Annotated in this window: 27 protein-coding genes and 1 pseudogene; 8 read left to right on the forward strand and 20 right to left on the reverse strand. The window is 32.5% G+C overall.

Annotation, left to right across the window (positions count from 1 at the left end):
* Positions 1–69: 69 nt before the first annotated feature.
* Positions 70–588, reverse strand: coding sequence for a hypothetical protein (locus ACQ9BO_RS10545; protein WP_431244662.1), 519 nt, complete (start codon positions 586–588; stop codon positions 70–72).
* Positions 589–895: 307 nt separating this feature from the next.
* A complete protein-coding gene (locus tag ACQ9BO_RS10550) occupies positions 896–1,096 on the reverse strand; it encodes a YqaE/Pmp3 family membrane protein (RefSeq protein WP_431244663.1) in 201 nt (66 codons plus the stop codon).
* Between the two features lie 220 nt (positions 1,097–1,316).
* Between ACQ9BO_RS10550 and ACQ9BO_RS10555 the strand changes: the two genes are divergently transcribed.
* The 3 genes from ACQ9BO_RS10555 (at position 1,317) to ACQ9BO_RS10565 (ending at position 2,798) form a co-directional block, all read left to right on the forward strand.
* Complete coding sequence (locus ACQ9BO_RS10555) at positions 1,317–1,733, forward strand: lipocalin family protein (protein ID WP_431244664.1); 417 nt, start codon at positions 1,317–1,319, stop codon at positions 1,731–1,733.
* Between the two features lie 257 nt (positions 1,734–1,990).
* Positions 1,991–2,326, forward strand: a complete 336-nt coding sequence (locus ACQ9BO_RS10560) for a DUF5995 family protein (RefSeq protein WP_431244665.1) — start codon at positions 1,991–1,993, stop codon at positions 2,324–2,326.
* A 13-nt stretch (positions 2,327–2,339) separates the two neighbouring features.
* Entirely contained in the window at positions 2,340–2,798 is a 459-nt protein-coding gene (locus tag ACQ9BO_RS10565) for a DUF5995 family protein (protein WP_431245102.1), read from the forward strand.
* Positions 2,799–2,904: 106 nt separating this feature from the next.
* Here the strand turns inward: ACQ9BO_RS10565 and ACQ9BO_RS10570 are convergent, their stop codons facing one another.
* The 7 genes from ACQ9BO_RS10570 to ACQ9BO_RS10600 all read right to left on the reverse strand — a co-directional run bounded on the left by ACQ9BO_RS10570 (position 2,905) and on the right by ACQ9BO_RS10600 (position 8,253).
* Positions 2,905–3,723 (reverse strand): DoxX family membrane protein, encoded by an 819-nt coding sequence (locus ACQ9BO_RS10570; RefSeq protein ID WP_431244666.1) that lies wholly within the window; start codon positions 3,721–3,723, stop codon positions 2,905–2,907.
* A 610-nt stretch (positions 3,724–4,333) separates the two neighbouring features.
* Positions 4,334–4,738 (reverse strand): hypothetical protein, encoded by a 405-nt coding sequence (locus ACQ9BO_RS10575; RefSeq protein ID WP_431244667.1) that lies wholly within the window; start codon positions 4,736–4,738, stop codon positions 4,334–4,336.
* Positions 4,739–5,086: 348 nt separating this feature from the next.
* Positions 5,087–5,632: a hypothetical protein gene (locus ACQ9BO_RS10580; protein ID WP_431244668.1), complete on the reverse strand. Its 546-nt coding sequence runs from the start codon at positions 5,630–5,632 to the stop codon at positions 5,087–5,089.
* Between the two features lie 524 nt (positions 5,633–6,156).
* Positions 6,157–6,339, reverse strand: a complete 183-nt coding sequence (locus ACQ9BO_RS10585) for a hypothetical protein (protein WP_431244669.1) — start codon at positions 6,337–6,339, stop codon at positions 6,157–6,159.
* 2 nt (positions 6,340–6,341) lie between these two features.
* Complete coding sequence (locus tag ACQ9BO_RS10590) at positions 6,342–6,791, reverse strand: hypothetical protein (RefSeq protein ID WP_431244670.1); 450 nt, start codon at positions 6,789–6,791, stop codon at positions 6,342–6,344.
* A gap of 124 nt (positions 6,792–6,915) precedes the next feature.
* On the reverse strand, positions 6,916–7,536 hold the full coding sequence (locus ACQ9BO_RS10595) for a HEPN domain-containing protein (RefSeq protein ID WP_431244671.1): 621 nt from the start codon (positions 7,534–7,536) through the stop codon (positions 6,916–6,918).
* 324 nt (positions 7,537–7,860) lie between these two features.
* The gene (locus ACQ9BO_RS10600; protein WP_431244672.1) at positions 7,861–8,253 is read right to left on the reverse strand and encodes a hypothetical protein; all 393 of its coding nucleotides are present in this window, start codon (positions 8,251–8,253) and stop codon (positions 7,861–7,863) included.
* Positions 8,254–8,552: 299 nt separating this feature from the next.
* On the opposite strand from ACQ9BO_RS10600, the gene prfA reads away from it, so the two are divergent.
* The 5 genes from prfA to ACQ9BO_RS10625 all read left to right on the forward strand — a co-directional run bounded on the left by prfA (position 8,553) and on the right by ACQ9BO_RS10625 (position 11,575).
* A complete protein-coding gene (prfA, locus tag ACQ9BO_RS10605) occupies positions 8,553–9,629 on the forward strand; it encodes a peptide chain release factor 1 (RefSeq protein ID WP_431244673.1) in 1,077 nt (358 codons plus the stop codon).
* 617 nt (positions 9,630–10,246) lie between these two features.
* The gene (locus ACQ9BO_RS10610) at positions 10,247–10,534 is read left to right on the forward strand and encodes a hypothetical protein (RefSeq protein ID WP_431244674.1); all 288 of its coding nucleotides are present in this window, start codon (positions 10,247–10,249) and stop codon (positions 10,532–10,534) included.
* Complete coding sequence (locus ACQ9BO_RS10615; RefSeq protein ID WP_431244675.1) at positions 10,531–10,719, forward strand: hypothetical protein; 189 nt, start codon at positions 10,531–10,533, stop codon at positions 10,717–10,719. Before ACQ9BO_RS10610 ends, ACQ9BO_RS10615 begins: the two co-directional genes overlap by 4 nt.
* The gene (locus ACQ9BO_RS10620; RefSeq protein WP_431244676.1) at positions 10,716–11,336 is read left to right on the forward strand and encodes a DUF5723 family protein; all 621 of its coding nucleotides are present in this window, start codon (positions 10,716–10,718) and stop codon (positions 11,334–11,336) included. The genes ACQ9BO_RS10615 and ACQ9BO_RS10620 overlap by 4 nt, the downstream gene beginning before the upstream one ends.
* Complete coding sequence (locus ACQ9BO_RS10625; protein ID WP_431244677.1) at positions 11,309–11,575, forward strand: hypothetical protein; 267 nt, start codon at positions 11,309–11,311, stop codon at positions 11,573–11,575. Before ACQ9BO_RS10620 ends, ACQ9BO_RS10625 begins: the two co-directional genes overlap by 28 nt.
* A 359-nt stretch (positions 11,576–11,934) precedes the next feature.
* On the opposite strand, the gene ACQ9BO_RS10630 is transcribed toward ACQ9BO_RS10625, so the two are convergent.
* From ACQ9BO_RS10630 to ACQ9BO_RS10680, 11 genes and pseudogenes are all read right to left on the reverse strand, one after another.
* Complete coding sequence (locus ACQ9BO_RS10630) at positions 11,935–12,312, reverse strand: hypothetical protein (RefSeq protein ID WP_431244678.1); 378 nt, start codon at positions 12,310–12,312, stop codon at positions 11,935–11,937.
* A 32-nt stretch (positions 12,313–12,344) separates the two neighbouring features.
* Positions 12,345–12,704 carry a hypothetical protein gene (locus ACQ9BO_RS10635; protein ID WP_431244679.1) on the reverse strand — a complete coding sequence of 120 codons (360 nt, stop codon included), beginning with the start codon at positions 12,702–12,704 and terminating at the stop codon, positions 12,345–12,347.
* Positions 12,705–13,075: 371 nt separating this feature from the next.
* Positions 13,076–13,228, reverse strand: coding sequence for a lmo0937 family membrane protein (locus tag ACQ9BO_RS10640; RefSeq protein ID WP_109192514.1), 153 nt, complete (start codon positions 13,226–13,228; stop codon positions 13,076–13,078).
* A gap of 35 nt (positions 13,229–13,263) precedes the next feature.
* Positions 13,264–13,908 carry a porin family protein gene (locus ACQ9BO_RS10645; RefSeq protein ID WP_431244680.1) on the reverse strand — a complete coding sequence of 215 codons (645 nt, stop codon included), beginning with the start codon at positions 13,906–13,908 and terminating at the stop codon, positions 13,264–13,266.
* Positions 13,909–13,944: 36 nt separating this feature from the next.
* Complete coding sequence (locus ACQ9BO_RS10650) at positions 13,945–14,526, reverse strand: DUF4142 domain-containing protein (protein ID WP_431244681.1); 582 nt, start codon at positions 14,524–14,526, stop codon at positions 13,945–13,947.
* 405 nt (positions 14,527–14,931) lie between these two features.
* A complete protein-coding gene (locus ACQ9BO_RS10655) occupies positions 14,932–15,576 on the reverse strand; it encodes a sensor histidine kinase (protein WP_431245103.1) in 645 nt (214 codons plus the stop codon).
* Positions 15,465–16,715, reverse strand: coding sequence for a CHASE3 domain-containing protein (locus ACQ9BO_RS10660; protein ID WP_431244682.1), 1,251 nt, complete (start codon positions 16,713–16,715; stop codon positions 15,465–15,467). The genes ACQ9BO_RS10655 and ACQ9BO_RS10660 overlap by 112 nt, the downstream gene beginning before the upstream one ends.
* Before the next feature lie 14 nt (positions 16,716–16,729).
* Positions 16,730–17,178: pseudogene (locus tag ACQ9BO_RS10665) on the reverse strand (response regulator).
* Between the two features lie 21 nt (positions 17,179–17,199).
* The gene (locus ACQ9BO_RS10670) at positions 17,200–17,751 is read right to left on the reverse strand and encodes a helix-turn-helix domain-containing protein (RefSeq protein ID WP_320566681.1); all 552 of its coding nucleotides are present in this window, start codon (positions 17,749–17,751) and stop codon (positions 17,200–17,202) included.
* A gap of 164 nt (positions 17,752–17,915) precedes the next feature.
* Complete coding sequence (locus tag ACQ9BO_RS10675) at positions 17,916–18,101, reverse strand: CsbD family protein (protein ID WP_012024385.1); 186 nt, start codon at positions 18,099–18,101, stop codon at positions 17,916–17,918.
* A 108-nt stretch (positions 18,102–18,209) separates the two neighbouring features.
* Positions 18,210–18,683, reverse strand: coding sequence for a Dps family protein (locus ACQ9BO_RS10680; RefSeq protein ID WP_431244683.1), 474 nt, complete (start codon positions 18,681–18,683; stop codon positions 18,210–18,212).
* Position 18,684 lies beyond the last annotated feature (1 nt).

Raw genomic sequence — 18,684 nt, forward strand, 5'->3', positions numbered from 1 at the left:
ATTTTGTGATCTAGGTTTTGAAAGGAATAAAAAAAGACATTTTTCGTCAGTTTTTTGAAAACAAAATCGTTATTGATCTACTAAAGTGACAAGATAATCATCAGAAGCCGTAATTAATATATTGTAGCTCGTTCTGGTAATATTATTTTCATTTTTTGAAGAAACAGTAACTTCTATTGTAAGCCCTTTGCCAAGATATAATTTGACAATTGAATCGTTTTGAACTTTAGATACCACAAAATCATATCCTAAAATTTTGAGTCTATTTAAATAAGAATTGTATTTTTCTTGGTTTGAAAACTGCAAGTTTAACCTGTTTGCTTTACCCGTGCCTGAATAGGCATAAGTCAAAAAACTTTCAGCACGATCACTTTCATTGCTTTTATTGAAAGTAAACGTTGCGGTTCCCATTTCATTATATTGAGGTGCATTTGCCGAAAGAAATGTCCAGTTTTTCTGGGTAACAAATTCTTCGACTTCTGCCACATCACTTTTTCTCAAATCAATTAATTCGTCTATGGTCAGGTTTTGACAATAAAAATTATTGGCGTACAAGAGCAACAATACTAAAAAAATAAACTTTCTCATTTTCGTAGATTTAATTGTTTACATGCAAAGTTTAAGAGGGGCATTCTATTTTTCCTGATTAAAGCATATAAAGAGTTGCAAACAGAAAATAATCAGAATACTATGAAAATAGTTTTCTGAGGTTCATAATTTTAGATTTGAGGAATGATTTTTTAATCCAGCAGGTAAGTTGTCAAGTTTTGGAGATATATAACTTGAAAGTGTAAAGTTATTGATTTTTAATGAGATAACTTGTTTTGTTTTGGAAATAAGTGTGTTTTGCTAATTTGATTTTCATCTCATTATTCATATAAAATGAAACAAATGCCTAAGATCTGGATTTCATAGCTCTTATCAGTTTCTCGTTGCGTTTATCAGCTCTTGCGTTTTGTAAAGAAATAACAGCCCAAATCGCCGCAGGAATCCAGCCAATTAAAGTGATTTGCAAGATCAAACAAATAATAGAAGTTAATATTCGTCCTCTCAAAAAGAAAGAAGCAAACGGAAAGAAAATTGCAATTAGTGTCATAATCTTGATTTATATAAGTTGTTTTCAAGTCTCGCAACATTGAGGACTAAATTAAACTCTATTTTTTGATTTGGCAAAATTATTTAAAAGTGGCATTATTTTATTTATAGGTTAATTCTTTCAATAAGAGTAAAATTATGTAAATGATTCCAGTAATTGTAAAACATTCCTTTAAAACTTTGGGCATAATTTAGCATTAATAATTTTAAATAAATCAAACATGAAAACTAAAAGAATATTATTAGGGATATTATTGAGTATTGGAGTATTTGCAACATCGTGCGGCAGTGACGATAACGAAGGAGAAACAATAATTCCGATACAAGGTAAATACAATCTAAGCCAACAAGGTACGATTATAGACGGAAAAGAAGTATTAACTGACGCGCCACAAAATGCGGCGGGTTGTAATCGAGATTATTTAGATTTAAGATTGAGCAATACAGCAGTAATTGGCGATTATAGTGGTTCTAACTGTAGCTTGGTAGAAACTACAGGTGTTTATGCAAGATCTCATAATGATTTGACTATTACTGTTGGTAATGTAAGTTCGACAAGCGACATCATGAATCTTACCAACAAAGAGTTGAAATTAAAGGATAAAACTACTGGTGTAATTACGGTTTATACAAGATAATATGAACCCACAAAGATTAATTTGTGATTACTGTAAAAGAACAAAAGCTACAAGTTTACTTGTAGCTTTTGTTTTTATGATTTGTTTTGTGTCTTATAGTTGTGGGTACGGATTGCAAATCCTCGCTATCGGGTTGTAAGTTTTTGAAAAAAACGGGCGAAATAATAAGATAATTACTTCAAATAATGTTCATCAGAAGATTAAAAATAATTAAATTCGTTCTTCTCAATATTAATCGCAACCAATTATAAATGAGCATGAAGCAAGCCAATACTATAGACGAGGTAATTCTTTTATTAGATCAAATAATAGAAAAATCAAAAATAGACCAAAGCAATTTAGGTTTATTTGCCATTTTATACCGCGAAGTTACGGTAAGAGTAAAAGAAGGCATATTAGCAGGATCTTTTCAAAACGGTGAGCGAATGGAAAAACTGGATGTTATTTTTGCCAATCGATATTTGAAAGCTTATTATCAATACCAAGCCAAAGAAAAGCCTTCAGAATGTTGGGCTTTTGCTTTTGAACAAGCCGAAAAATTCTGGCCAATAGTTTTGCGAGCATTTATTACTTGGAATCAATGCACATATTAACCTCGATTTAGGAATTGCCTCTGCTCAAGTCAGTACGGTTGAAGATATCGAAGATTTAAAAGCCGATTTTGATAAAATAAACTTCATTCTTAGCAATTTGGTAGAAGGTGTCGAAAAATGCTTGATCAAAATTTGGCCGACACTTACATGGATATTAAAATATACAGGAAAAGTAGATAATTTCTTTATTGATTTCAGTATGGAAACTGCAAGAAATGGGGCATGGAAATTTACCAATGAATTTGTAGCAGTTCCAGAAAATGAAAGAGAAGCCTGTACACAATTAAGAGACAAAAGAATAACAGAAATCGCCCGATTGGTTTCGAATCCGGGATATTTTGTCAGCGCCGTTTTCAAATTCATTCGTTTATTCGAAAAAGGAATCGTTGCTCAAAAAATAATCGACATGCAGATTATAGAAGAAAAAATATGGAATGCGTTGTGGCGTGATTTGAACCACAGTTTCTATTAAAGATATAATATGTAGAGATTATTTCCAGTCTAAAATAAAATCAAGTAAAGTCTCAGTAAATATTTTTAACCAATTTTTCTTTTTCTTCATTAGAATTTGTATTAGTTCAACTAAATCTGTTTTTACAATCATTTGTCAATGCGATTACTAATGCAATACCACAAAAAAGCAAGCATACAAATGCACGTACAATTTCGTTTCCGCCACCAGCTGACGGGTTTGCAATGGCATCCGGAATATGAAAGAACAGAAAAAATAATAAAAGAGTAAAGGCCAAAAGAAGCGCAATTTGTTTTATCAGTATTTTGAAAATAATGGATATTCCTGAAACGACAAGCGCAACGCCAAAAAAATACGTCCAAAACATTGGCGACGGCAACCATTTTGGAACCATTGAAGCGATAAAGTTGGCAAAAGCAAAATGACTCAATCCAAATATGATGATCAAAATGGAATAAAAAACACGCCCACACGGAATAAGTTTTTCTAATAATGCCGTGAAATTCTTTTCGCCTCCGGCGGCATTGTTTTCTGTAAATGAGCCAGCCATTACAAACGCTCCGCCGCTATACGTTAAGGCTTCGATAGCATTTATCCAGACTTGAAAATCTGGAGTTTTTTCTGCGCTGAGCATTATCATATAAGGCAAATGAGAAACGAGTACAAGAGCAAGAAAGGCAAAACCTAAATAAAGACAGACTTTTTTGGTATCAATAAATTTAATTTTAAATACGCCAGAAATGATGATTCCAGCCAATATCAAAATGATTCCGACAAGAATAGGGAAAATGCTATTTTGATGCGCCCAAGCAGGAAATGGAGCTAAAATTTCTGATCGAAAATCTTTGAGAATAAGTTGATGAATTCCTAAAGCAACAACGCCGATACCATAAAAGATACGGCCAATTTTAATAAGTTCTTTCATTAGTGGTTTGGTTAGAAAAAATTATTAATGATTAGATTTTGGCAAGTATCAAATGTATAAATTTATTTTTAAGATATTGATTTAGTGTTGTTTTTGTGATAAAAAAAGAGCTAGTGCGAGCGTGAAGTAGAACTATTTATGCTTTTTTAACTAATCTGGATTCGCAAGTAGCTTTTAACCTTTTATCCATCTTAGAAGAGGTAAAACTAATGAATAATAGAGCAACATTAGTCCAACTGCAAAAAATACGATACCTCCGCTAAATCCTTGTAAAGCATTAGATTGACTAACAGAAGTTTTTCGATTCTTAACTTCTTTCCACCATTTCCAAAAAACTTCGTAAATAAGTAGCCTAAAATTATTAGTGCAAAGCCTGCAATAGTGCAATAGATATCCTCGATATCATTCCAAAACCAAAGATTATCCATTTTGTATTTTATTTTTATTCTTCTTCTAGTTCACCGTCCGATAGCGCGGATTTGCAATCCGTGCCCGCAAAGATTGGCTTTTTTAAGTTATTTGTATTGTGTCTTGCTGTTGCGGGCACGGATTACTTCGTCAGTTCGCTATCGCTCGTGGGCAAATCCAAGCTAACGGGTGTGTGTGGGCATTAAGAAATGTTTTTATTCAAATAATCGGATAACATTTCATAATCTTTCGAGTTTTTTTCGAATAGATTGATTTTCTTTCCATCAAATGTTTTTAATACGATTTCGCGTTTAGTTTTAGTTCCAAATAATTCGTATTGATTTTCATTCCAATCAATAACGGTCTTTAAACTAATTTGTTTTTGTTTGGAGAAAGTTTGGCTTATAATCAATCGGTCTTCCAGCAAAGTAAAATACTTTATCCTGTTTGAGTTTATAATGGCTAATACCACTGTAAAAACGGATAGAAGTATAAAAGCTGATTTTCCCCAGGATCCTTTAACTTGATCAATGGTTAAAAAAACTAATAATCCTAATGTTACAATGTAAATAAAAAGCACTATTTTGTTTTTTGTTGTAGGTTTCATATTCCAGTTTAATTAGGCGTTGTTCAAAATTTGACTATTAGTTTCCGCCAAGATTATTTTGTTTTCTGTAAATATAAAAAAAGCTACATGATTTTTGTAGCTTTTGTATTTGATGAATTGTATTGTGTGTTACTGTTGCGGGCACAGATTGCAAATCTGCGCTAACGAACTGCAGAGATATATCTGCGCGATCGGGTTTGTAATCCGTGCCCACAAAAATTGGTTTGTTCTCTTTGTAAATATAAAAAAAGCTACATGATATTGTAGCTTTTTGTTTTTGATGATTTGTATTGTGTTTTATTGTTGCGGGCACAGATTGCAAATCTGCGCTGACAGGAGCTGACAATTTTACAAACTGGCTTTCGCTTGTTCTAAAATTGATAGCAGTTTAGGTAAATCTTCTTTATCTAAGAACACATAAGATTTTCCATCATATCTTTCTAGTTTCATGTAAAAATCCCAACTATTCTTTTTTGAATAGCGACCGGCTTCAAAACCACTTCTACTCCTAAAGGAAACTTCTGTATAGCTTGTCGCGGTCGTAGGAAGAATTTTTTCCTGAACTAATTTCAAAGATTTTATCAAGCCATCTATTTCGTCAGAATCTAGTAAGGCAAGTTTTGTGTCGCTTGAATATGAACTTACATAACTATATTCAAATCTAACCGCACTTGTTTTTTGATTGCTAACCAAATCTGTAAATTTTGCAATTTGAATTTTACACTTTTTCAGATCACCAACATCGATAAATTCTTTTTGAATTACAGTTCCTGATTTATCTGAAAATTTTTCTGCGTTACTTTTTTCTTTCTCTTTTAAATCAGTTTGTGCAAACGAGATTGCAATAGACGATATGCACAAAAGGACTGTGCAAAGGTTTTTTGTGAATTTCATATGTTTTTTTGTTGGTTATGTTCTTGTTGCTTGCGACTAACGTCTTGGTACTACAGCTGGGACTTCGCACAGCGATCATCGAATTTTTAAAAAAAACACTTTGTAGAGCTGTGGTGAATTAAATCCGCACTATCGGGGTATCTTATTGTTTGTAAATTGTATCTTTTCCTATATTCTGTATAATTATAGTTCCACAGCAATTCTTAGTTTTTTTGTTTGTTTTAATTTTTGGTTTCTTAGAATAAATTTTCTGTAAACTATCAATCCTCTTATTTAATTTTACTTGTTCTAATTTGTTTAAGGAATCTGTAATTTCCAATTGAATAATTTTCTTCTCGTGATTTATAATTTGAAGTTTAAATTCATCATCTTTATTTTTTCCAAAAAAATACTACTTATAAATAAAAATACTCCTATTAAGCAAAATATAGCTTGAAGGTTAAATGATGATTTCGTATCATCTAGATTCCAATTACTATTGAATCCGCTTTTTCTTGCTTTGTCAATTCCTTTTCCACCTTTCATTATGCTAAATGCAAAAGAAAAAAAGCACAACCAATCGTACAAAAATACAAACCGCCAACTTCTTTTTTATCAATTGTATATGCCACAAAAGTTGCGAGAACAGCAATCATAGCTAATGCTACAGCGATTAATTGAGTACTTAATGTAATACCAATGTTTACGGCATCTTTTTTATCAGACATAATTATCCCCAAATATCAAATGCAGTTGTGCTTAATTTCTTCCATAAACTATCAATAGTTATCATAATTTGATGTCCACTGATAAAGCCTTCAGTTGTATTTTCTATTTTATTTTCTGCAAAACTTGTTTGAATTATTATTTCGATATCAGCTTCGATTGATTTTTGAAATTCATAAAGATTAATTTCATATTCACGATTTCGAAATAAATTATTTTCTAAAACGGGTAAAACTACGAGATGATGGAAATTAACAAGAAGGAAATATTTTGCATCAGCTCTAAGTAATTCTTTATCAGATCGATCAATAGCTCTTCTTATTATTCTGATAAAATCAAATTCAGAATATTGTCTTCTATTAATTTCTCTTAAATAATTACGTCTTCCAAATTCGAAATCGTATTGATAATCAGCAAATAGGTTCTCATAAATTTCGTTAAATTCTGTTTTCATATGTTTTTTTCTTGCTTTTGGTTATATTTCGCCGGTTAGCACGAGCATCATGCTCATGACTATTTGTTAATTTAAATTTATCTTAATCATGTTCACTTGTGGGACGCTTGCATGAGCGAGGATGTTATAATTGGTTATTTATATTACTGACAAATTGATCTAGTGTTTTTTGCCATTTGAGAACTTTTCTATAATTAATTGATTTTATTTTATGATTTCCCTTTTTAATTTCTGATTCTCTGTCTGCGTTATGAACAATATTATGTCTGCGCTTTATAAATTCATTTAAGGTCGGTAATAATTGAGCAATTTCAGGTGTAATAATAATATTGACTTTAGATAAATTTGAAGTTATGTCATTCGCATCGTTGAAACTAACATAATTAAGATATTCTTTTACTGATTTTTTTATGACTTCTTCAACTTTTAATTCTTTAAGAGCAACTAAATCTCCTAAGTCAAATTTAGTTTTCCGGCCATTTTCAGAAGTTCCGATTAAAGAAATATTGTTTAATACGAGAGCGTTTGCCTTAGGTAACAATATCGTTAGAACATTTCTTAAATAATCTTCTAAAGTTGAATGAGTAAAGACAATAGAAGTCCTTAAAATATCAAGATTATAGGTGGGTCTTCTTCCTCTACCTTTATTGGTGTCTAAGTATTTGTAAATATTTAGAAGATTACTTATTCTTCCATAATTTTTATCAAAAATCAACATTATATTATCTTTATCATCTATATGCATAAATTGATTTTATTTTTAATACTTCATAAATTTTCAAAATATCATTTTATTGAAACCTTGTCTTAAAAATTATTATCTGACAATTATACCAACAAAATAGGCTTTGATCAATAAGTATTTTTACTTGTTCTTTTTTAATAAGACAATAACAACATCAGAAATTAAGCTCTTTAAATTATTTAATTTCTTTCAACATTGTTAATAACTCAGGAATTTTACCTACTTGTGTTTCTGTCCAGAAATAATTTCCATAATCTGTAACGCCATTATCTTTAAGATATATTGATATTCTTCTAGATGTGTTTTCAATTTTAAAACTAAATGTTATTTCTCTTGAATTAAAAATGTATGTGGTAGATTGTTTTTTTCGGTCTTGTCTTTAAGATTTGGAATGACATATTGTTCAATAAATAATATAAACTCATCTACTTCATCCAAATCGATCCATGAAGATTTGAAATAACTATTAACGTTTCTTCCAAGATCCATCTGCAATGATTTTATTTTATTATTTGATTTCAAGTCAATTGCTTCAACGGGAAAAAAAGATACTATTTCTCCAATTCCAGATCTAAATTCAGCAGTTATAGTCCAATCTTTATTTATTTGAGTGATTTCTGCATTCTCAATAAACTGTCGGGTTTGAGAGTTTCCTTTTTGAGAATAATTTTGAGTTATTACAAAAAGAAATATGAATATTGTAAACAGTTTTTTCATTTTAAAACTCTTGGTTATTAATTAGTATTTCAAAATTAATTGCTTAGAATCCAATTACCTTACGGAAAACCGTAAACTCTAAATAAGTCTAATATTTGTAGCTTAATAGAAAGAACATGTTTTAAATAATGTGTTCTGTTCTACATACTAAAACAAACATCGGACAAAATCCAAACCCAACACCAAGTAAAAACCCCTGTTTTTCAAAAACAAAAACAGTAAATTTCCCCAAAAAATAACCACTAGAATTTTCCACAAATATTTTGTAATTTTGCAGTCCAAAATAAAGGAAAAACAAAATGTTAGATAGACTTCAATATGTAAAGCGACGTTTCGATGAGATTTCGGATTTGATTATTCAGCCGGATGTTATTTCTGATCAAAAACGTTATAAGCGACTTAACCAAGAATATAAAGGGATTAAAGCGCTGGTTGAAAAGAGAGAAGAATACATCATAGTTTTAGCAAATATTGACGAAGCAAACGAAATTATTGCAGACGGAAGCGATGCCGAAATGGTAGAAATGGCTAAAATGCAATTGGACGAAGCAAAAGAGCGTTTGCCGGAATTGGAGGAGGAAATCAAATTCATGCTGATTCCTAAAGATCCTGAAGATGCTAAAAACGTTATGGTGGAGATCCGCGCCGGTACAGGTGGGGACGAAGCGAGTATTTTTGCAGGTGACTTGTTCAGAATGTACACGAAATATTGCGAATCAATGGGATGGAGATCATCTGTTGTAGATATGAACGAAGGTACTTCTGGAGGTTTCAAAGAGGTTATTTTTGAAGTTACTGGAGAAGATGTGTATGGAACTTTGAAGTTTGAAGCGGGTGTACACCGTGTGCGGCGTGTGCCTCAGACAGAAACTCAAGGACGTGTACATACTTCGGCCGCAACGGTTATGGTTTTGCCAGAAGCGGAGGAGTTTGATGTTCAGGTAGATATGAATGATGTTCGTGTAGATTTCTTCTGTTCGTCTGGACCTGGAGGTCAGTCGGTAAATACAACGAAATCGGCTGTACGTTTAACGCACATTCCAACAGGTTTGGTGGCGCAATGTCAGGATGAGAAATCACAACACAAAAATAAAGATAAAGCTTTAATGGTATTACGTTCTCGTTTGTACGAAATGGAATTGGCCAAAAAGCAAGAGGAAGATGCTAAAAAACGTAGCTCTCAGGTAAGTTCTGGAGACCGTTCGGCAAAAATCCGTACATACAACTACGCACAAGGCCGTGTAACCGATCACCGTATTGGTTTAACGCTTTACGATTTAGGAAACATCATGAACGGTGATATCCAAAAAATCGTTTCTGAGCTTCAGTTGGTTAACAATATGGAGAAATTGAAGGAAGCTTCTGAAGTTTACTAATCTGAGCTACTAAGATTCTAAGTTGCTAAGGGACTAAGTTTTTCTCTTTGAACATAAATTTAAGCCGAACTTTTGTTCGGCTTTTTTTGAATTGTTTCCAAAATATTAAAATTTAGCCCGTGGTTTCAACCACGGGGACGCTACGTGATGACGATTCATTGGATGCGATAAATTTACGATACGTTTCCCGTGGTTGAAACCACGGGCTATGTTTAAACGTTGTCTTCATCCCAACAAGAAAAGCTTAGAATCTTAGCAACTTAGAGTCTTAGTATCTTTAGAGAAAAATGCAAGAACCTTCTTAGATTTTTAATTTTTCGGGTTTTTTCTTTGAGAAGTTGTTAAATTTATGAGATTAAATTGTTAATAAGTGTTTAAAGAATTTTCTTAAACTCTTTAATTTAAAATAAAGGTAATACTACAATGTGTTTTAACATAGTAGGATTAATATTGTTTTTTGTTAAAACTTAGTCACTTAGAAACTTAGTATCTAAGAATCTCAAAAAAAACTTGCCAATCGCCAAGATTGGCAAGTTTTTTTTTGCCATTTTTTTGTTAATATTTGTGTGCTTTTTCAAAAAAGGCACAAACCAACCAACCCGTTTTAAAAATAATCTATGAAGAGAACTTTACTTTTATTTTGCTTCTTTGGGAGCTTTTTTTATGCACGATCGCAATCTTATTTTGGATTCAGGGATGATAATTATGCTGGAATTCAGGGCGTTTTATTTAATCCGTCTTGTATTGTAGATTCGAAATACAAATCGGATGTTACGATTTTCGCGGCAAGCGCAACAGGTCAAAATGATTTGTACGGATTAAATTTTGCTGAGCTTTTTGACGGAAATTATGATATCCAAACCGATGCCAGCAAAAACATCAAAACAAACAATCGAGGAATTTGAATCTCGATATTATGGGGCCGTCTTTTACGCTGAATATTACGCCCGTTCATAGTATTGCGCTTTATTCGCGCGTGCGAAGCATTACAAGTCTTGTCGATGTAAACGGCCAGTTGATTGATGAGGTGAGCAAAGATCTTGATGTTTCAAACAGTTTCCTGATTCAGGGGGAAATCCAAATGGTGTGACTAATTCCTGGGCAGAAATTGGCGCGAGTTACGCGACAGTTTTAATGGATCATGACGATCATTTTATTAAAGGTGGTTTGACAGTCAAATATTTGATGGCAGGAGTAAACGGCTATATCAATGGAAATGATTTGAGCGTAGCTTTTATTAAAAATAATGCCAATCCAGATCAAAGCCAATATTTGTCAACTGGAACTTTGAGAACTTCAGCAAGCTATGATTATCAAAACGGAAATGATCCTAAGTTTGATGGTTCATCGGCAGGCGTGGGGCTTGATTTGGGTTTTACTTATGAGTACCGCACAAATTGCCATACTTGTATCGGGAATCGATACAAATTCAAAGTGGCGACTTCGGTAACAGATATCGGAAAAATCAATTATAAAAATATTGTCGAAAACACATATAATCTTGCTGGGAACGTTTCACAGGCTGATATTGACAACGCTGAAAACATTTTCGAATTCTTTGATACGCATTATACAAAAGTCTCATCAAAAACAGGTGTGAAAGCGAATTTGCCAACTGCGGTTCACACGAATTTTGATTGGAATATTGATAATAAATTCTACCTAAATTTAAGCACTGATTGGAGTTTAGTTTATGCAAAAAAGTAAACGGAACAGCAATTGCAAATTCGGTTACATTTACGCCGAGATACGAAACCAGACAATTCAGTTTTTACGTTCCGGTAACGTACATGGAATTCAGCGGTACACAAATTGGAACTGGTTTTAGAGCTGGTCCGTTGTTTGTAGGTTCAGGTTCTTTGATCTCAAATTTGTTTTCGAATACTTCAAAAGCTTGCAATTTGTACGTTGGCTTGAAATTGCCGATTTATCAGAATTATAATTAAAGGGGCTAAGATGCTGAGGTACTAAGGTTCTAAGGTTTTTTAAAAGAAAAAGTGGCTGTTTCACATTGTGAAACAGCCACTTTTTTGGTTAAGAAAAGCGCTAGCTTTTACAAAAACCTTAGTCCCTTAGAACCTTAGTCCCTTAGAGCCTTAAAAATATAGTGTGTATTAACCGTTTAATCGTTTGATTTAAAAGAAAAACATTCTATTAGAAAAAACGTATAAACGTGTTAGATACCGAGAAATACTCTTGTGTATTCAAAACATTTATATAGGTTAGAGTACATGTAAACTCCATTTTTTATTACAATTTCGCTTAACTTTTCCATAATATTAAATTTAAGTTAGACAAATTACTCCTATGATGGTTCGTATTGTGATGAGGCTTCTGGTGAAGTTTCATCTGAAGATTCGTGATGAGGTTTTGAAACCAAATTGGTAACAACCAATTGAACGATTGAGCCTAAAATTCCTTTAAACATAGAATCGCCTTTTCCGACAATAAACCTTTTGGCTAAATATCCAATTCCTATGCTGATTGCCGATTGTGCAATGTGGCTTTTGAAACCAACCGTTTCGTTGATTTCTTCGACCGTATTTCTAATCAGGTTTATAGGTTTTAAGTTCTCTTTGATATCGTCGATTTCATCTTTTATGGAGCACCACTCGGCGTCCTGACGATCTTCTAACAACTTTATTCTCTGATTTAATTCATCAATAGTGTAAATAGGCTCCATAACAGTCTTTTTTAGTTATTAATAGTTTTAAATCAGTTTTGTTTCTCTTTTAAAATACTCGAAACGATGGTATTGCCAATTGGAGTTTTTATTAATGAGTGATGCGTTTTATGAATCACAATGGCAACGATTAAATAAAATAGTGCCATGATAAAAAAGCCGTAGTAATACTCTCCAAGTTCTTTTCCAACCCATAAACTAATCCCGATATTAAGGAACAGGGTAAAAAATGCAACAACAACGCCGACCGCTATCTTTGATGTTAAGGTTGATACCACATCTGCGACAGAACATACTGTTTTGAGTTTAAGTAATTCCAAACTCGTTTTAGTATAGTTTTCCGCTTTTTCATAAAGATTTAGATTCTCGTTTGTTGTTGCATTTGGTTCCATGATATAAGGTATTTAGGGTTTAAAAATCGCACTTTTGATTAATAGTTTGATTTTACGGTTTTTGCCTCGTCTTTAATTGCATTGTAGTCGTCTTTAACTTGGTTAAATTTTGATTTTCCTTCGTCTACAAGCTCTTTTCCGTTTGATTTGATTGTGTCTACAATTCCGTCAAACTTTGATTTTAAATTATCTCCGTAATCTTTCGATTTATCTTTGATTTTTTTCTTGTTTCTGAACCTTTATCTGGTGCAAACAATACTCCTAATAATGCTCCTGTTGCTGCAGCCTCCAACAATTCCTAAAATGGTGTTACTTGCTTTCATAATATTTGATTTTAATGATTAATATATAATTGTTTAATATGATTTGTTTTAAATTTCCCTGCCTTTGATTAGTCTAAGCAATACAGCAATAATGGCGATCACTAACAAGATGTGAATAATGCTTCCAAAGCTGTAAACAAAGAAACCAAGTGCCCAAAGAATAACCAGTATAACTGCGATTGTATATAATAAATTTGACATGGTTTTTATATTTAGAGGTTAATTAAAATGTTTTTCTAATTCAGTTTATACGATAAGTATAAAGACAAATTGCTGTTTTTTGCATCAGGAATTGTAAAAGTGGTTCCTGCAACAGTTCTCTCTTTTCCAATCGTTGTTAATCCATAATTGTATCGTAATCCAATACTGATCGGACTAAAATCAACTCCAACACCGGCAGATAAACCAGCATCAAATCGGTTTAAATCATCAGTGTCGATTTCTTGGTCAAAGTTGAAATCGCCGTCACCAGAAACTTTAGAACTTACGAGATAAGATGCATATCCTCCGGCATGAATATTAAAGTTTTTAGTAACGTTTACGCGCACTAACAAAGGAACTTCGATATAATTCAGTTTAAATTTTCCTGTTCCGCTTGCAAAAGCGTTGTTGTATTCTAATTCTGCACCTTTTGTCGTGTATATGATTTCAGGCTGGATCGCGATAAAATCTGAGATTGGCAAAGTTGCATAAACACCGGCATTGAAACCGTATAAAATATTTTCGTCGTCAGCATTATTGTTATATAAATTTGACATGTTGAATCCTCCTTTAACACCAAACTCGGTAGTTACATTTTCGTCGTTTTGGGCTTGAAGCATTCCAAACGAAGCTGAGAAAAATAAGGCTAAGGCGCATAAAAATTTGATTTGCATTTTCATAGTAAAAAAATTAGTTAATAATAGATTTTAAGGCGTTTAAATAAATTCTGTTTTAAGTCTTTCGGTTTCTCTTAAAAGCTGATACTGTTCTGGCAAATATTGAAGCACTAATTTTAAAATGGTTTCGTCATTCGTTTCTGTCGAAATCTTTTCAAACAACTTAATTTGTTCTGAAAGCGACTCTGAAATTGAATTCAGATAAATTCTGTCAAAAGTGTTTTCATTTGTATCAATCAATTCAAATAAATCTCTTTTATGGCTCACATTTATATCGGTAATGATGACTAGTTTTTTGTTTGCCATTTCAGCTATTTTTTGAAGCAATTGATTTTGATTGTCTTCAATTTTTTTGCTCAGATCCTGTATCGGATTTTCTGAACGTTTTTGTGCAAATTGACTTTTTGAAATAAGAGCATTGCTTACATTGGCCACCGCAATAAAAAAGGATGTTTCTGCTAAATCCTGATCGTTTTGTCGCTTATTGTTTTGGCTAAAAGTTTCATTTTTAAAGACGTTTGCTTTTTGATGTTCTTTCTTTCCGCATGCTGAAAAAAATAGTATTGTCAATAAGAAAACGACTTTTAAAATAGTCGCTTTTATTTCGGGCTTTGCTTTCATTATTACTTCATAAAGTATTACATTACAAAGGTGCTAACGAATAAGAAGTTTTGCCTTACAGCATAAAAAAGAAACGTTATATAATTCCCATAATCTGTTTATATAAAGGGGTTAAGCGTTTTTTTTAAAATAAAAAAAGAGGCTGTGCAAGAAATATTGGATGATTAAAGATCAGCTTCGTAGAAGCGAAATATTTATAGAAATTATATTTATTATCGATAAAATAGCTCCAGAGGAGCGACATCTTTTTTAATATTGGTGTATTTCGCTCATCTGGAGCTCTTATTGCATCTGTGTAATTGAATATCTATAAATATTCTGCCCCGCTGGGGCTTAAAAAAATAGATAAAAAAGCAAATAGGCTGTCACTTTTTGGACAGCCTATTTGTAAGAATTTGTATTTTTTTAGTCTGGAAGAAAAACAGTAAAGACAGAACCTTTTTCAGGAGTGCTATCAGCCAAAATATAACCTTTATGGTTTTCAACAATTTTTTTGCAGATCGCTAATCCAATTCCGGTTCCAGGATAATCGGTTTTTGAATGCAGACGCTGGAAAAGAATAAATATGGTTTCTTTAAATTGCGGATCAAATCCCATTCCGTTATCTGAAAAAGTTATTTTATGGAATTTCTTAGTTGTTTGTTCCAATAAATCTGGATAATCTGCAGAAAGCACTTTTGTGCTCTCAATATTAATTTCCGGAATTCGGCCTGGTTGGCTGTATTTTAAAGAATTTCCAATTAAGTTGATGAAAAGCTGTTCGATTTGATACGGAATAACATCTAGTTTCGGCAATTTTGAAGCTGTAATGACGGCTTTTTTCTCATGAATAATTTCTGTCAATTCAGATTCTGCATTATGGAGCAATTCATTCAAATTCGATTTTAGGAACTCTTTTTTAGTGGTATTGGTTCTTGAAAAAAGCAATAAATCATCAATTAAAACACGCATTCTTTTGGCCGAACTTTCAATTTTAGAAAGATATTCGCGTGCGCTGTCAGACATAATGGCTTTATCAGCATCAGAAACTCTGGAGATAAAAGTCTGGATTTTTCGGAGTGGTTCTTGCAAATCGTGACTCGCAACGTGATTGAAAGAAGCCAGCTCTTTATTGCTTTTTCTAATTCGCGGTTTCGTTCCTGAAGTTCAATATTTAAAAGATGCTCATCTGTAATATCAAAATTGATTCCGAGCAAGATTTTGCTTCCTTGTTGATCAGTCAATAATTTTCCAGTAGATTTAAAATATCGTATTTCATGATCTGGACGCACAATTTTGTAGTAAATGAAAGGAAGATTTCGTTTTTGGATAATTCCTTCCATCGAAGCGACCACCGCATCTTTATCTTCTGGATGCACAAATTCAAGAAAAGTCTCTTTTTCAGGAACAAAAGAACCCGGTTCAACGCCCAACAGCCTAAATTGATTGTCAGAATAGTCGATTTTATTAGAATCCAAATCCCATTGCCAAGTGCTGAATTTTCCAATTTTTTCAGATTCAGCCATCAAACCGCTTGAAATTAAAAGCTTTTTATTGAAGACTTTCAATCGCTCAAAATCTCTGCTGATTTGTCTGTAAGCCAATAAAATAAAAGTAAGCGCAGTCAAGAATAATGAAATAGAGAAAATCGGACTTAACGAGATCTCTTGATCATAAATTTTAAGTCGGTTTTCTAAATATTTTTTCTCAATGTCATTCATTTTATCCACTTGAAAACGAATGTTTTCCATTAGAATTCGGCCACCAAACATATGATTGTCAAGTTTTCTTTTATCGTATGTTTTGGGATCGCTGTATTTCAGGCAATTTTCAAAAGAGACAAATCGCTGGATAATTAGCTTGAATAAATTTTCGAGATTTTGTTGCTGAATCGGATTGTCGGCGGTCAGTTTTTTAAGAGTAACGAAAGAAGCATTTACTTTGTCGCGGGAATAAAGATAGGGCGCTAAGAAACGGCCATTGCGTGTTATGATGTAACCGCGCTGGCCTGTTTCAGCATCTTTTATAGCCGACATTAATCGCTCCAATTGAATGTTTATTTCGTAGGTATGCATAACCAATTTGCTTGATTCATTCAAGTCTTGGTTATGTTTGTAAGCGATTGAAGAAAGAAATAACAGAATGAAAACTGCGATTACAAAAATAACTCTCAAAGAGTTTGAAGAATTAAAATTTGGTATCCATTTCATTTGGCAAGCTTATTCTATTTTAGTCGGAGCAGAAAATTATCACGGTTTAACCCAGAGGTATGATAGTGCCAGTTTACGGTCACGACTTCATTAATTATTTTTTTGAGTGTATTAAAATCACTTGGCTTTTTGATATAAATATTGGCACCTTGAATAAATGTATCTTCAATATCTTCTTCAGATGATGAAGTAGAGTAGATGGCAATAATAATATTTTTGAGACGTTCAGTCTTTTTTATTTCGATCAAACATTCCTTTCCTGTCTTTTTTGGCATGTTCAAATCCAGAAATAAAATATCCGGAAGTTTGTTGTCAGGATCGTTTAAGTGATCCATCAATTGCATTCCGTCATGAACAAAATCTACGTTGGTCTGGATTTTTATTTCTTCAAATGCATCCTTAAAAAAAGACGATCATCTTCATCATCATCAGCCAATAAAATATATAATGCGTTTTTTTGCATTTTAGTGTGGTATTTGGGTTTTTATTTTAAATTTTCTCTTCGCTTCTTGATAATTCTCTGAAATGCCGATGGCGTAATGCCGGTCGTATTTTTAAACTGCGTACTCAAATGCGCAACACTTGAATAGTTGAGTAAAAAAGCAATTTCGGTTAAGCTCATTTCATTGATTATAATCAATTGTTTAGCTCTTTCAATTTTCTGTAAAATGATGAAATTTTCGATTGAAGAATAGGTTACTTCCGAAAAAACATTTGATAAATAGCCGTAACTGTGGTTTAGTTTTTCGGCCAAGAAAACAGAACTTTTGTAGTTGTTGCTGTCCTCCATGAAAACCAGTTCAATTATGGCGTCTTTTATTTTTTGAACCAAAACGCTTTTTTGATTTTCTACAATCTCAAAACCGCACGGGCTTAAATTATTTTTTAAAGTTTCGAGTGCATCAGCATCAAGATTGTCGGCAATCTCAATCTCGCCAAAACCTAAACTTGTAAAATTGATATTTTGCTGTTCAAGATTTTGCTTAAGATAAAGAGAACAAATGGTATTAATGTCGAACTTTATAAATAGCTTCATTTTATAAAAATTTGGTTAAAGATACTTAATTTATTTTTGGCGTTAATGTTTAATCTTTGGTAAGAATGTTGAAACAGATAAAAAAGAAATAAATTTTTCAAAAAAATACCGCCTAATATTTGTGTTACTAGACGGTATTTCCCTGAATTGAGTTCAAGTTCTTTTTACAAATCTGAAAGGATTTGATGAAATTCTTCTTTGGTTTTACCCAATTTTTGCTGAAGTCTTCCGTACATCTCGTCTTCTTTTCCTTCAGCAAACATTAAATCATCATCTGTCAGTTCAGCATATTTTTGTTTTAATTTCCCTTTTAGCTCATTCCAGTTTCCTTTTATTTCGGTAGTATTCATGACTGTTTTATTTGAAATTAATTACAATGTAAAGTTCCAATTTTTAAAGATGAAAGTCGTTACATTAATTTTGAATATTGTTGCATAATTTGCACTTTCCATTCGGTTTTAAGCTTGATAGCGTCGTAAGATCCAAGCCATTTTTTCATGTTCCTGAAGTAATCCCGTTACAAAATCAGCAGATCCGGCGTCTTGCGTTTCGTTTTCAAAAACCGGAATATAATCTCGAAATTCTTTTATCAATTGTTCGTGGTTTTCAAGAAGCTCTTCCAGCATATGTTTTTGTGATGCATATTCTTTTGGGGATTCTTTCAAAGTCGAATTTTCGATAAATTCCTTCATAGTTCCAATTGTTTTCTCGCCAAGCTGGCTAATGCGTTCAGCAATTTCATCAATTTGAGCTTCTAAAACGCGATATTGTTCTTCGAATAATTTGTGCAATTCCATAAAGCTGTTTCCAGAAATATTCCAGTGAAACTTTCGAGTTTTGACATAAAGCGTCATTTCGTTTGACAAAATAGTGGCTAATATACTAGTGCTCTTTTTTAAATGTGATGCTGAAATTCCAATATTTGGGCTCATA

It is taken from the genome of Flavobacterium sp. P21, assembly GCF_050632225.1.
Lineage (GTDB): Bacteria > Bacteroidota > Bacteroidia > Flavobacteriales > Flavobacteriaceae > Flavobacterium.